Source organism: Bradyrhizobium sp. CCBAU 11361 (assembly GCF_028128935.1).
Lineage (GTDB): Bacteria > Pseudomonadota > Alphaproteobacteria > Rhizobiales > Xanthobacteraceae > Bradyrhizobium > Bradyrhizobium niftali.
Map to the genome: position 1 here is coordinate 81,696 of NZ_LBJZ01000198.1, position 12,985 is coordinate 94,680.

17 protein-coding genes are annotated in these 12,985 nt (G+C 65.5%); 14 read left to right on the plus strand and 3 right to left on the minus strand.

Features of this window, described 5'->3' with window-relative positions:
• Window positions 1–36: 36 nt before the first annotated feature.
• From fliI to XI08_RS40195, 3 genes are read right to left on the minus strand one after another with little or no spacing between them, the layout of a single operon-like run.
• Entirely contained in the window at window positions 37–1,362 is a 1,326-nt protein-coding gene (gene fliI, locus XI08_RS40185; protein ID WP_271578687.1) for a flagellar protein export ATPase FliI, read from the minus strand.
• Window positions 1,363–1,398: 36 nt separating this feature from the next.
• Window positions 1,399–2,127, minus strand: a complete 729-nt coding sequence (flgF, locus tag XI08_RS40190) for a flagellar basal-body rod protein FlgF (protein ID WP_027546100.1) — start codon at window positions 2,125–2,127, stop codon at window positions 1,399–1,401.
• A gap of 3 nt (window positions 2,128–2,130) precedes the next feature.
• Entirely contained in the window at window positions 2,131–2,919 is a 789-nt protein-coding gene (locus tag XI08_RS40195; protein ID WP_271578688.1) for a DUF1217 domain-containing protein, read from the minus strand.
• A gap of 143 nt (window positions 2,920–3,062) precedes the next feature.
• Here XI08_RS40195 and motA point away from each other — a divergent pair, with 143 nt between their 5' ends.
• The 14 genes from motA (at window position 3,063) to flgH (ending at window position 12,966) form a co-directional block, all read left to right on the plus strand.
• Entirely contained in the window at window positions 3,063–3,959 is an 897-nt protein-coding gene (gene motA / locus XI08_RS40200; protein WP_271578689.1) for a flagellar motor stator protein MotA, read from the plus strand.
• Complete coding sequence (locus tag XI08_RS40205) at window positions 3,956–4,897, plus strand: flagellar motor switch protein FliM (protein ID WP_271578690.1); 942 nt, start codon at window positions 3,956–3,958, stop codon at window positions 4,895–4,897. The genes motA and XI08_RS40205 overlap by 4 nt, the downstream gene beginning before the upstream one ends.
• Window positions 4,878–5,192: a hypothetical protein gene (locus XI08_RS40210; protein WP_027546104.1), complete on the plus strand. Its 315-nt coding sequence runs from the start codon at window positions 4,878–4,880 to the stop codon at window positions 5,190–5,192. The genes XI08_RS40205 and XI08_RS40210 overlap by 20 nt, the downstream gene beginning before the upstream one ends.
• Window positions 5,193–5,268: 76 nt before the next feature.
• Window positions 5,269–5,643 (plus strand): flagellar motor switch protein FliN, encoded by a 375-nt coding sequence (gene fliN, locus XI08_RS40215; RefSeq protein ID WP_011089617.1) that lies wholly within the window; start codon window positions 5,269–5,271, stop codon window positions 5,641–5,643.
• A gap of 2 nt (window positions 5,644–5,645) precedes the next feature.
• Window positions 5,646–6,686, plus strand: coding sequence for a flagellar motor switch protein FliG (locus tag XI08_RS40220; protein ID WP_027546105.1), 1,041 nt, complete (start codon window positions 5,646–5,648; stop codon window positions 6,684–6,686).
• Between the two features lie 13 nt (window positions 6,687–6,699).
• On the plus strand, window positions 6,700–7,785 hold the full coding sequence (flhB, locus tag XI08_RS40225; protein WP_027546106.1) for a flagellar biosynthesis protein FlhB: 1,086 nt from the start codon (window positions 6,700–6,702) through the stop codon (window positions 7,783–7,785).
• Window positions 7,786–7,850: 65 nt separating this feature from the next.
• Window positions 7,851–8,252: a flagellar basal body rod protein FlgB gene (gene flgB, locus XI08_RS40230; RefSeq protein ID WP_271578691.1), complete on the plus strand. Its 402-nt coding sequence runs from the start codon at window positions 7,851–7,853 to the stop codon at window positions 8,250–8,252.
• 11 nt (window positions 8,253–8,263) lie between these two features.
• A complete protein-coding gene (gene flgC / locus XI08_RS40235; protein ID WP_027546108.1) occupies window positions 8,264–8,680 on the plus strand; it encodes a flagellar basal body rod protein FlgC in 417 nt (138 codons plus the stop codon).
• Window positions 8,681–8,682: 2 nt separating this feature from the next.
• Window positions 8,683–9,012 (plus strand): flagellar hook-basal body complex protein FliE, encoded by a 330-nt coding sequence (locus tag XI08_RS40240; protein ID WP_135175746.1) that lies wholly within the window; start codon window positions 8,683–8,685, stop codon window positions 9,010–9,012.
• A gap of 17 nt (window positions 9,013–9,029) precedes the next feature.
• Window positions 9,030–9,818, plus strand: a complete 789-nt coding sequence (gene flgG, locus XI08_RS40245; RefSeq protein ID WP_135175745.1) for a flagellar basal-body rod protein FlgG — start codon at window positions 9,030–9,032, stop codon at window positions 9,816–9,818.
• A 13-nt stretch (window positions 9,819–9,831) separates the two neighbouring features.
• The gene (gene flgA, locus XI08_RS40250; RefSeq protein WP_271578692.1) at window positions 9,832–10,308 is read left to right on the plus strand and encodes a flagellar basal body P-ring formation chaperone FlgA; all 477 of its coding nucleotides are present in this window, start codon (window positions 9,832–9,834) and stop codon (window positions 10,306–10,308) included.
• The gene (flgI, locus tag XI08_RS40255) at window positions 10,305–11,435 is read left to right on the plus strand and encodes a flagellar basal body P-ring protein FlgI (protein ID WP_027546111.1); all 1,131 of its coding nucleotides are present in this window, start codon (window positions 10,305–10,307) and stop codon (window positions 11,433–11,435) included. The genes flgA and flgI overlap by 4 nt, the downstream gene beginning before the upstream one ends.
• 67 nt (window positions 11,436–11,502) lie before the next feature.
• Entirely contained in the window at window positions 11,503–12,270 is a 768-nt protein-coding gene (locus XI08_RS40260) for a hypothetical protein (protein WP_271578693.1), read from the plus strand.
• Window positions 12,271–12,966 carry a flagellar basal body L-ring protein FlgH gene (gene flgH, locus XI08_RS40265; protein WP_271578694.1) on the plus strand — a complete coding sequence of 232 codons (696 nt, stop codon included), beginning with the start codon at window positions 12,271–12,273 and terminating at the stop codon, window positions 12,964–12,966.
• Window positions 12,967–12,985 lie beyond the last annotated feature (19 nt).

Below are 12,985 nucleotides of genomic sequence, written 5' to 3' on the forward strand. Positions count from 1 at the left end.
ATAATGAGCAGGGCGCGTCCTGCGCCGTCTTGCCTGCTAATCGCCCTTGAGCATGTCCCTCAGCTCGCGGAACGGATCGGCGCTCGGCTGAGCCGATGCGTCTTGCCGCATCGCGCTGTAGATCCTCGGAACCAGGTCGATCGCCTGGTCGAGGCCCGAATCACGTCCCGACTGGTATCCGCCCATCAGGCGAAGATCGCGCGTGTCCTCGTATTTGGCGATCATGGTACGCAGCTTGCTCACCAATTCGCGCTCTTCGGGGTCCCAGACGTTGTGGGCGAGGCGGGAGACCGAGGCCAGAACGTCCACGGCCGGATAGCGCGCCTGGTCGGCGATGTGCCTGGAGAGCACGATGTGCCCGTCGAGCGTGCTGCGGATGGTGTCGGCAATCGGCTCGTTGTGATCGTCGCCGTCGACCAGCACGGAGAAGATCCCGGTGATGGTGCCGGATCCCTCCTCGCCGGGGCCGGCGCGCTCCAGAAGGCGCGGCAGGTCGGTGAAGACCGTCGGCGCGCAGCCGCGCGCGACCGCGGGCTCGCCGGCGGCGAGCGCGACCTCGCGGGCAGCGTGGGCGAAACGGGTGATCGAATCGACCACCAGCAGGACCGACTCGCCCCGATCACGGAAATATTCGGCGACCGCCATGGCCGTCTTCGGCGCCAAGCGCCGCATCATCGGGCTTTCGTCGCCCGTCGATACGATGGTGACCGCACGATTGCGGTTGGCGCCCAGCACGTCCTCGATGAATTCGCGCACCTCGCGGCCGCGTTCGCCGACGAGCGCCAGCACGACGGTGTCGAAGCCCTGGCTGCGGGCGAGCATCGCCAGCAGCGTCGATTTGCCGACGCCCGAGCCGGCAAAGATGCCGACGCGCTGGCCGGCGCAGATCGGGGCGAACAGGTCGATGACGCGCACGCCGGTGCGCAGCGGCTTGTGGACGCGCGCGCGCTTCATGGCCGAGGGCGCCTCGGCCTCCGCCGAGACGGGCCGCGATCCCGGCGTCAGCGGTCCCTGTCCGTCCAGCGGGGCCCCGAGCGCGTTGATGACGCGGCCCTTCCAGCTCGGATCGGGCGCGAAAGACAGTGGCGGCATCCGGTAGGCGACGGAGCCGAGGCCACCGGCAAATTGCCGGTCGAACGGCTTGGCGATGATGCCCTCGCTGTCGATCCGCACCACCTCGCCGATCTGCGGCTTGCCGCCGGAGTTGACGCCGATGAGTTCACCGAGCCTGACGAAGCGCGACAGGCCGGAGACACGGAAATGCGTCGGCGCGATCTCGGAGATCGCGCCGCTGACGCTTGCCAGGGGAGTGCTCTGCTGAAGCTCCAGCAGCGCCCACTCCAGTTGCCGAAGAGCGTTCAAGGAAACCGTCCACCCTCATTGCGCGCGAGGCGCACTCTACTTGCCGGGCTCGCCCAGCGTCCGGATTGCGTTCTGAAGCGAGCTCTCGGTGCCCTCGATCATCGAATTGGTGCCGTCGAAGGCGCGCGAGGCCGCCATCAGCTTGGTCAATTCCATCATCGGATTGGCGCCGGAACCCTCGACATAGCCTTGCTTGAAGCCGTCGCGGGAGAAGTCGGCGATGGCGGTCGCAGGCCGGTCGGGCGTGACCCCCGAATTGCCGTAGCGTTCGAGACTGGCGTCAGCGGGAATGTTGAACAGGCCGATGGTGCCGATCTCGTTGTTGTCCTGGGTGATCGCGCCGCTGCGGGCGATCGAGACCGGCCCGCCGTTCGGGTCGAGCGTGATCTGCGCGCCGCCGGCGTCGATGACGGGGAAGCCGGCCACCGTCTGAAGGTCGCCGTTGGCGGCGATCTGGAGGCGGCCGTCACGCGTATAGACGGTGCCGTTCGGGCCGGCGAAGGCGAGCCAGCCCTGACCGACCACGGCGACGTCGAGCGGATTGCCGCTCTCGGTGATGCTGCCGGTCTCGCGCGAGATGATGTTGTCGCCGGGCGAGGAGAACGCGACCGGGTTCGCGCCGGCCTTGGACAGCACGGTCTCGAACTTCACCACGTCGGTGCGGAACGCCGCCGTGTTGACGTTGGCGACGTTGTTGGCGATCGTCTGGAGGCGCTTTTCGAGGGCGACCTGGGCCGACAATCCCACATAGAGAGCCGATTGCATGATTTACCTGTTGAACTTGATGTTCTGAAGTGTCGCGAGCATGTCGGTATCCAGGCTGGCCGACGTCGCCGCGCTGCCGATCAGGACCAGCGCGGGGTTGGTCGAGTTGTCGCTCTGGGCCTGGGTCGCATCCCACATTGCCGCGAAGCGCTGCACGAATTTGGTGACCTTGGTCGGGTCCTGGAAATCGGTCAGGTCGATCTTGTCCGTGATCATCTTGGCCTGGGCGTCGATGTCGGACGAACTGATCGTCGGCGACCAGCCCATCGCGGTCTGGACCACCTGGGTCAGCGCCTTGTCGGCGAGGATCTGGTAGGCGCTCGTGATCGTGGAAGCCTTGCGGGTGAAATAGAGCGCCAGCCGCAGGCCCTCGTTCTGGTCGCCGGCCTTCTGCTCCATCGTCTGCGTGACGTATTGGGTGGCCGTGCCGGTCGTGGCTGCGGTGGTCGAGGTCGCGTTGGCGCCGAGGGCGGCGAAATTGAAGGCCGTGGCGAACTCGCGGTAACGGGTGTCGGTGAGCTTGTTGGCGAAAGCGTCCTTGTCCGAGACCCCCTCGGTCAGCACCTTGCGCATGAACGCCTTGGCGTAGGCCATGTCGCTGAGGCCATAGGCCTTCATCGCATAGGTGTAGAGGCGATAGTCCTTCAGGAAGTCGTCGATCGTCTTCACGCTGCCGATATGGCCGAGGAAGTAATCGGTCTCGCGGCTGACATCCGGCTGCTTCGCGACCTGCGTCATCGACTTGCCCAGGTCCTGGGTCAATCTGGTGTAGTCCGCGATGGTGGATAGCATGACCCGCGCCTCTTTGGCCGCAATTGCGACTGCGTCCCAAGCTGCCGCGAATTGCTTGCGTGAGGCTGGCGATGCGGGAAGCCAGCTTCGCGCAAGCGTCGCCGACTAGATATTCCCGGTGGGATCGGCGATGGAGTTGCGCGTTGCTCAGTTTCGTGGGGATTTTCATCACGGTGGCGGCGCTGCTCGGCGGATTTGCCGCCATGGGCGGGCATCTGGCTGTGCTCATGCAGCCGTGGGAGTTCGTGATCATCGTGGGCACCGCGGTGGGCACCTTCATCGTTGCCAATCCGTGGAAGACGGTCGTGGATACCGGGGTCGCCTGCATGCAGGCCATCACCGGCGCGGTGCCGGGTCAGCGCTACTATCTCGACCTGCTCGGGGCGCTGCATGCCCTGATGCGCGAGCTGCGGGGCAAGGGCCGCAACGAGGTCGAGGCGCATATCGACGATCCCGCGTCCTCCGAGATCTTCAAGGCGTTCCCGAGCGTGCTCGGCGACCCGTCGCTGCTCCAGTTCATCTGCGACTATGTTCGTCTCATCATCATGGGCAATGCGCGCACGCACGAGATCGAAGCGCTGATGGACGAGGAGATCCACACCATCGTGAAGGGCAAGCTGGCGCCCTACCATTCGCTGGTGACGGTCTCTGAGGCGCTGCCGGCGCTCGGCATCGTCGCCGCGGTGCTCGGCGTCATCAAGGCGATGGGCGCGCTCGACCAGTCGCCGAAGCTGCTGGGCGGCTTCATCGGTGCGGCCCTGGTCGGCACCTTCGCCGGCATCTTCCTGTCCTACGGCATCATTTCGCCCTTCGCGATCAAGATCAAGATGACGCGCGAGAAGAAGTGCCGGCCCTACATCATCGTCAAGCAGACGCTGCTGGCATTCATGAACGGCGCCATGCCGCAGATCGCGGTCGAGCACGGTCGCAAGATGATCTCGAGCGGCGAGCGGCCCTCGATCGACGTGGTCGAGAACGAGACGATCGCGGGTCCGAAAGCCGTCGTGGCCGACGTTGAGCCGAAGGCGGCGCGCGCATGACGATGGAAGACGTCGAAGTCGATCAGCGGAAGCAGCTGCCGAACTACCTGCTGGACGCGGCCGGCATATCGATCGAGCGCATGCCGATGCTCAATGTGATCTTCGATCGCATGGCGGCATCCTGCACCGACAGCCTGCAGCCGATGGCGGGAACACCCTGCTATTTCTCGGTCAACGGCATCACCAATGATCGGGTCGGCGACATCATCAAGGACTACGAGGCCAATGCGGTCGCCGCCGTGCTCTATGCCGAGCAGTGGGACTCCCGCATCATCATCATGCTCGACCGCGACTTCGTGTTCACGATGGTCGAGGCGATGTTCGGCTCCGATGGCGCCGAACCGCCGCTCGACGTCGAGCGCTCGTTCTCGAACATCGAGATCCGCCTGGTCCAGGCCCTGTTCGACCGCTTCGCCAAGGCGCTGCAATCCGCCTTCGCCGGCACCTCCAACGTCACCTTCCGTGTCGAGCGGGTCGAAACCGCGATGGCCTCGCTGGCGATCGGGCGGAGCGGCAACATGTCGATCTGCGCGAACATCATGCTGCAGGCGCTCTATCGCGGCGGCCAGATGTTCCTCATCATTCCGCACTCCGCGCTCAACCCGCTGCGCCAGAAGCTCGCCCACGTCGTCGTCAGCGACGGCCGTGCGTCCGATCCGCGCTGGCGCGAGCAGATGGAGAGCGAGGTCCACCGCACCGAAGTGACGTTGAGCGCGGTGCTCGACGAGAAGATGGTGACCCTCGGCGACGTCGTGAAGTTCCAGGTCGGGCAGGTGCTCGAGCTCGAAGCCACGCCGCGCACGCTGGCCCGCCTCGAAAGCAACAACCAGGTGCTGTTCTGGTGTCAGATCGGCCAGCTCGATGGCTATTACGCCATGCAGGTGGCAGATCCCGTGGATCAGAAACGGGAGTTCGTCGATGATATCCTATCTCGTTGATGCGGTGCTGCTGATTGCGCTTGCCTTCACCAGCATGCGGGTGACGCGGATGCACCGCGAGCTGGCGCGGTTGCGCAGCTACCAGGGCGAATTCTCGACCATCGTTCACGAGACGGCGGGCGCCTTCGATACGGTCATCACCGCAGCGCACGACTCGACCGCGAATCTCGGACGGCTCGCCAACGTGCTGAGCACGAAGATCGACCAGGCCAATGAGGCGATCGCGGCGCTCGACGCCAGGAGCGGACTTGCATCCGCAGCGACCGCGGGCGGCGCCGACGTGAACAAGCATTGAAGCCGAGGCCGGCGAACCAAAAACGACCGGAACGCCGCGGCGCGCCGGGAGCGGAAATACCAAGAGGCGATACCACATGGCGCAATCCTTCGACTATGAGTCTGCATCTGCATCGGAAGAGACCGAGACGTCTCCGCTGGAGCGGCTGGCCGAGATCGCCGCGCGCACGGCCGAGGAGAGCGGCAAGTTCGCCAATGTCGATGCCATCCTGCGCATTCCCGTCACCATGCAGGTGGTGCTGGGTTCGGCGACCATTCCGGTGGCGAACCTGATGAAGCTCGGGCGCGGCGCGGTGGTTCCGCTCGATCACCGGGTCGGCGAGCCCGTCGACGTCGTCGTCAACGGCCGTATCGTCGCCCGCGGCGAGGTGGTCGTCGTCGAAGAGGACAATTCCCGCTTCGGTGTCTCGCTCACGGAGATCGTTGGACCGCTGGGGCAGGGTGATACCTGACCATGGCGGCACAGGTGGGCATCGCTCCCGTCAAGCAGCGAGGCGTTGCCGCGCTGGGTGGTACGGAAAAGGTCGCGGCGCTCCTGCTGGCGATGGGCCGGCAGGCGGCCGCGAGCGTGCTCGCGCAGTTCGAGCCGCAGGATATCCGCATCGTGACCAAGGCCGCGGCCGAGCTGCGGCCGATCACCGCGCAGGAGCTTGAGTCGATCGTCGAGGAGTTCGCCCAGCAGTTCTCGATGGGTGCCAACATTCTCGGCACGCTCGGCGGCCTCGAGGCCGTGCTTGGCGACGTGCTTCCCGCCGACCAGGTCTCGGCGATCATGTCGGACCTGCTTGGCAATTCGAGCCGGTCGGTGTGGGACCGCGTCTCGTCGGTGTCGGAAAACTCGCTCGCGAGCTACCTCTCCAAGGAGCATCCACAGACCGCGGCCCTCATCCTGTCCAAGGTCAAGCCGGCCTGCGCCGCCAAGGTCATGAGTCAGCTTCCCTCGAGCCTGCGCAACGAGCTGATGCGGCGCGTTCTCAGCCTCAAGCCGATCGCCGACGATGCGATGAGGGTCCTCGAGAAGACGCTGCACGAGGATCTGACGCTGAACTTCGCCCGCAACCTCGGTGCGGACACCTATGCCCGCGTCGCCGACATCATCAACAAGATGGAGCGCGGCCACATCGAGGACATGCTGAAGAGCCTGTCGGAGAAGCGGCCGAAGTCGGCCGAAGTGCTGAAGGAGCTGCTGTTCACCTTCGACGACGTGATCCACCTGACGCCGAAGGCGCGCACCATGATCTTCGATCAGGTGCCGACCGATCGCATCGTCGTCGCACTGAAGGGGACCGACAAGCATTTCCGCGAGCTGATCCTGTCCTCGGTCGCATCGCGCGTCCGCCGCGTCGTCGAGCACGAGCTCGCCATCGGCGAGCCGTCGAACCAGCGCGACGTGCTGGAGGCGCGGCGCGTGATCACCGATCTCGCGCTCGACCTCGCGGAGAAGGGCGAAATCGAGCTCAACCCCGAGCAGGAGGATGAGCTGGTCTTCCGCTGACCGCTGAACGGGCATGGCAGAAACATCCGATCAGGACAGCAAGACAGAAGAGCCGACCGAGAAGAAAGTCCGCGATGCGCTCGAAGAGGGCAAAATCCCGGTCTCTCGGGAGGCTTCCATCTTCGCGTCGATGGCGGCGCTGATGGTGATTCAGATGTTCCTGATCGGTCAGGGCGTGCAGCGACTGACGCCGACCCTGAAGAACCTCCTCGACGATCCGGAGGGCTTCCCGCTCAGCACCGGGGCGGACGCGCAGAACCTCCTCACCGTGGTGGGACTCGAGGCGCTGCGATTCCTGGTGCCGCTGGTGGTCATCCTGCTCGTGTTCGGGCTGGCATCGTCGCTGCTGCAAAACGCGCCCAGCCTGGTGCTCCAGCGCATCATGCCGGACCTTTCGCGAATCTCCCCGATCAGCGGCTGGAACCGGCTGTTCGGAACGCAGGGCCTCGTCGAGTTCGCCAAGTCGCTGTTCAAGCTCGCCTCGGTGACCGCCGTCGTCGCCTTCGTGCTGCGCTCGTCCGAGGCAAGGGCGTTCGAGGCGATGTACACCGATCCGGTCGCGCTGCCGGAGATGATTCTCAGCATCGCGATGCGGATCGTCTCGGCGATCTGCATCGCGACCATCGTGCTGGTCGCGATCGATCTCGCCTGGGCGCGCTTCCACTGGCGGCGCCAGCTGCGTATGACCAAGCAGGAAATCAAGGACGAGCACAAGCAGGCCGAAGGCGATCCGCTGATCAAGGCGCGCCTGCGCTCGCTGGCGCGCGACCGCTCGCGACAGCGGATGATCGCCTCCGCATCGCGCGCGACGCTGGTGATCGCGAACCCGACGCACTTTGCGATCGCGCTGCGCTATAACCGCGAGGAAAACCCGGCGCCGCTCGTGGTGGCCAAGGGCATGGACGTGATCGCGCTGAAGATCCGCGAAGTCGCCGAGAAGAACAGGATCCCAGTGATCGAGAACAAGGCGCTGGCGCGCGCGCTCTACGAGGCCGTTCAGGTCGATCAGGTGATTCCGGCCGAATTCTTCCGGCCCGTCGCCGAGATCATCTACTTCCTGCAGTCGAAGCAGACGACGCGGCCCGAGAAGGTCCAGTAGATTTCCGAGGATGGTGCTTCGCCCAACAGCTTGACGAAAGCTTAACGCCCTAGGGTCCTTCTCGAATGGACCAGAATGGGGCTGTCGTGGGACCGCTTTATCTCTTCGAACTCGCATCGTCGCAAGCGCGGCATCTCGAACTCCGCCAGTCGACCATCGCCACCAACGTTGCCAACGCCAATACGCCGGGCTTCAAGGCGCGCGACGTCGAGCCGTTCAACAAGGTGCTCGACGGAATGCCGGTCCGGCTCGCGACGACGTCGCCGACGCACATGCAGCTTTCCCCGGCCGAGACCGACACGCGCGCGACCGCCAAGAACGACAGCTGGGAAGTGGTCCACTCCGGCAATTCCGTCAGCCTCGAGCAGGAAATGATCAAGGGCAGCGACGTCAATCGCGACTACTCGATGAATTCGGCGGTCGTGCGGTCGTTCCACCGCATGCTGCTGTCGAGCACGAAGACCTGAGGTGAATTGACATGCTGGACTCACTGAGCGCCTCCCTGACGGTCGCGAGCTCGGGGCTCGAAGCGCAGTCGACGCGCATGCGCATCGTCTCGGAAAACCTCGCCAACGCGACCTCGACGGGGCGGACCGCCGGCGCCGATCCGTATCAGCGCAAGACGATCACCTTCGACGCCGCGCTGGACCGTGCCTCGGGCGCGCAGCTCGCGAAAGTCAAGGAGGTCGGCGTCGACACCACGCCGTACCGCGTCGAGTACGATCCGGGGCATCCCGCCGCCGACAAGTCCGGCTACGTCAAGCTGCCGAACGTCAACATGATGATCGAGATGGCCGACATGCGGGAAGTCAACCGGTCCTATGAGGCCAATCTCCAGGTCGTGAAACAGGTGAGGTCGATGCTGGGTATGACCATCGACCTTCTGAGGAGCTGACAATGCTTGAGGCAATTTCGTCCACGGCGATCTCCGCAGGCCAGGCGGCGAGCCGCGCAACCGAGGCGCAGGCGATCTCGCCTGCGGCGCCGACCGCGATCCAGTCCGGCGGCGACGTCGGCTTCGATTCGGTGATGAAGCAGGTGACGACGGACGCGATCGGCACGCTGAAGGCGGGCGAGGCAGCGTCGATCTCGGCGATGCAGGGCAAGGAATCGACGCGGCGCGTCGTCGAGGCGCTGATGTCGGCCGAGCAGGCCTTGCAGACGGCGGTCGCGGTTCGCGACAAGGTCGTGCAGGCCTACCAAGAAGTCGTTCGTATGTCGATTTGATCTGAAGGAGTCACATTGTGAAATCGCTTGCCATTGCGGCCACGGGCATGAATGCCCAGCAGACCAATATCGAAGTCATCGCCAACAACATCGCCAACATCAACTCGACGTCGTACAAGCGGGCGCGCGCCGAGTTCACCGATCTGTTCTACCAGATGGACCGCATGCAGGGCGTCGCCAACGTCAACGGCTCGTCGCCGATCCCCGAAGGCTCCAATCTCGGCCTCGGCGTCAAGTCGACGGCGATCCGCAAGCTGCACATTCAGGGCACGCTCACGCAGACCGGCAACCCCTACGACCTCGCGATCAACGGCCGCGGCTGGTTTCAGGTGCTGGGCCCGAACAACGAAGTGCAATACACCCGTGCCGGCGCGTTCAGCCCCAATCCTAACGGCCAGCTCGTCACGACGGACGGCTATCTGCTGGATCCCGCGATCACGATCCCGCAGGGCACCGTTCAGGTCACGGTGAACCAGACCGGGCAGGTGTTCGCCAAGCTGGACACGGAAGTGAACCCGCGGCAGATCGGTCAGCTCAACCTCGCCAACTTCGCCAACGAGGCGGGCCTCGAGCCGCTCGGCAGCAATCTGTACCGCGAGACGACGGCGTCCGGCACGCCCGTCGTCGGCCTGCCGGGCGATTCCGGTTACGGCAAGATCAACCAGCAATATCTCGAAGCCTCGAACGTCGATCCGGTCAAGGAAATCACCGAGTTGATATCGGCGCAGCGCGCCTACGAAATGAATGCCAAGGTCATCCAGGCCTCGGATGAAATGGCCTCGACCGTATCGAAGGGCCTTCGCTAGTTCCGGTGTGTCCATGTTGAACAGGGTGGGCCTGATCGTGCGCGGGTTGGCCGCCGTGCTGCTGGTTCTCGTCTCGGCGCGCGTCGCTGCGGCCGAGGAGAAGCGGCTTCCCGTGCCGGCCGTGTCGATCCGCGCCGGCGAGCTGATCCGGGACGACATGATCACGGAGCGCACCTTCGCGCCGAACCTACTCGGCGTCGCCATGTTCATCGAGGGACGACAGGTCCTGGTCGGCCGCATGGCCCGGCGCGCGCTGCTGCCGGGCCAGCCCATCCCGACCAACTCGGTCGAAGACCCCTGGACCGTCGCCCGCGGCGCCATGGTCAAGGTCGTCGTCGAAGACAGCGGCCTGTCGATCGTCACCTACGGCTCGGCGATGCAATCGGGCGCCGCCGGCGCGCTGATTCCAGTGCGAAACACCGACACCGGCGTGATCATCAGGGGCGTCGTCCAGCCGGACGGCACCGTCAAGGTCGTGGACGGATCATGACCAGGCTCCTGCTTGCGCTCGTCCTTATCGTTTCCGCCGCCAGCGCCCAGGCCGCCGTCCGCATCAAGGACATCGCGGACATCAAGGGGCTGCGCGAAAACCAGATCGTCGGCTACGGCCTCGTCATCGGTCTGAACGGCACCGGCGACACGCTTCGCAACGCTCCGTTCACGGAGCAGTCCCTGCAATCGATGCTCGAGAACATGGGCATCAATGTCAGGAACGAGACCACGAGCACCACCAATCCCGCGCGTCCGACCACCCTGCGCACGCGCAACGTCGCGGCCGTGATGGTGACCGCGGACCTGCAACCTTCGATCGGGGCGGGCGAGCGGATGGACGTGACGGTGTCGTCGCTCGGCGATGCGACCTCGCTGCTCGGCGGCACGCTGGTGATGACGTCGCTGCGCGCGGCGGACGGTGCGGTCTATGCGGTGGCGCAAGGGGCGGTCACGGTCGCCGGCTACAGCGTGGGAGGTCAGGCGCAGAACGTCAGCCAGGGCACCCCGACCGCGGGCCGCATTCCGAACGGCGCGCTGGTCGAGCGAGAGGTGCAGGGAAGCCTCCATGAGATGGAATTCCTGGTGCTGGAGCTCAAGAACCCGGACTTCGTCACCGCAACGCGCATCCTCGATGCGATCAACCGCTACGCCGGCGGCCGCTATCGCGCGCAGATCGCGTTCGAGCGCGACTACCGCACCATCGTCTTGTCGAAGCCGCGCCATATCGGTCCGGTGCGTTTCCTCGCCGAAATCGGCGAACTGACGGTCGAGCCGGACACGCCGGCGCGGGTGGTGATCAACGAGCGCACCGGCACGGTGGTGATCGGACGGGACGTGCGGATATCGACGGTCGCGGTGACGCACGGCAATCTGACGGTCCGCGTCACCGAGATGCCCGTGGTGTCGCAGCCGGCGCCGTTCTCGCGCGGGCAGACCGTGGTCGTTCCGCAGACCGTGGTCGAGGCTAACGAGGCCGGCTCGCAGGTGGCGATCCTGAGCGGTGTCGATCTCCAGCGCCTGGTGCGCGGGCTGAACCAGATCGGCCTCAAGCCATCAGGCATCATCGCGATCCTCCAGGCGATCAAGACGGCCGGCGCGCTCCAGGCCGATGTCATCGTCCAATGATGCATAAGCGTCGTGCAAGCTTGGTCGCTCAATGCTGAGGTCTCGACCGAGAATCGCACGCGGCCCGATGCTGAAGCTGGATCACAAAGCCAAACTCCTCCTCCTGGTCGCGGCCGCGGCGCTCGCGGGCGCCTCGCCCGTGCTGGCGCTGGATGAGGCCAAGTCGTCGAAGCCGCTCAACCTGCTCTCCTTCGCGCGCGCCCGCGCGCCCGGACCGCAGAAGCCGCGCACGCCGGTCCCGGGCGACAACGCGTCCATCCGGGCGACGGCATGGGCGGCCGAAGATACCGGACCGGCGATCACCGGTGCGGTGCCGGCTTCCGAGACGCCTGCACCGGCACCGGCGCCTGCACCCGCGCCCGTACGTCCGGCCAAGCCCGGCAGCGTCACGGCGCCGCCAAAGCCCGCACCGCCGCAGGCCGCTGCGACCGCGGACAACGAGATCGCCCTGTTCTGCAGCAACGTGGCCGATCCCGCCGTCGATGCGAGACTGGCCTGGCAGCTCAAGGAGCTGGAAAAGGCCGAGAACCAGCTCCGCGAGCGCATCGCCGAGGTCGAGGCCAAACGCGCCGAATACGAGAAATGGATGGCGCTGCGCGACGACTTCCTGAAGAAGGCCGAGGCGCAGGTCGTCGAGATCTATTCGCGCATGAAGCCGGATGCTGCCGCCACCCAGATCGCCGGCATGGCGGACGAGACCGCCGCCGCCGTGCTCGCCAAGCTCAGCCCGAGGAACTCGAGCGCGATCTTCAACGAGATGGATACGGCGCGCGCCGCGCACCTCGCCGACCTGCTCGGCGGAATGCGCCGCGTGGACGACGGAAAGACGAAGTAGATGAAGAACCTGATCCTCATCCTGCCGCTCTTGATGCTTGCCGGATGCGTCAGTGATCCGGCGGAAGTCCTGAACGGTCCGCGATTGTCGCCGGTCGGCAGCGGCCTGCGGAGCCAGGCCGACCCGATCCCGGTGACGCCCCGCGTGCGTACGCCGGTCAGCTATCGCTCGACCTGGGACGACGGCACCGATCTCTATCGCGATCCCCGTGCTCGGCGCACCGGCGACGTCGTGACGGTGATCATCTCGATGCAGGACAAGGCCAAGCTCGACAACAAGACCGGCCGCTCGCGCGATTCGCAGATCAAGTTCGGGCTCGACTGGCTGATGGACGTCGCCGGATGGGCCGACAAGGGCGAGGCCACCGCCAACCTCAGCACCAACACCCAGATCAAGGGCAACGGCCAGATCGACCGCACCGAGGACATCAAGCTGTCCATCGCCGCGATCGTCACCGACGTGTTGCCGAACGGCAATATGATGATCAGCGGCTCGCAGGAGTTCCGCGTCAACACCGAGATGCGCGTGCTCAATGTCGGCGGCATCGTGCGTCCGCGCGACATCTCGCGAACCAACACGATCTCCTACGAGAAGATCGCGGAGGCGCGGGTATCCTATGGTGGTCGCGGAAATCTGTCGGACGTGCAGCAGCCTGGATGGGGACATCGGATCTATGACGCCGTGGCACCGTTCTGAGGTTCGCGCCGGCCGGGCC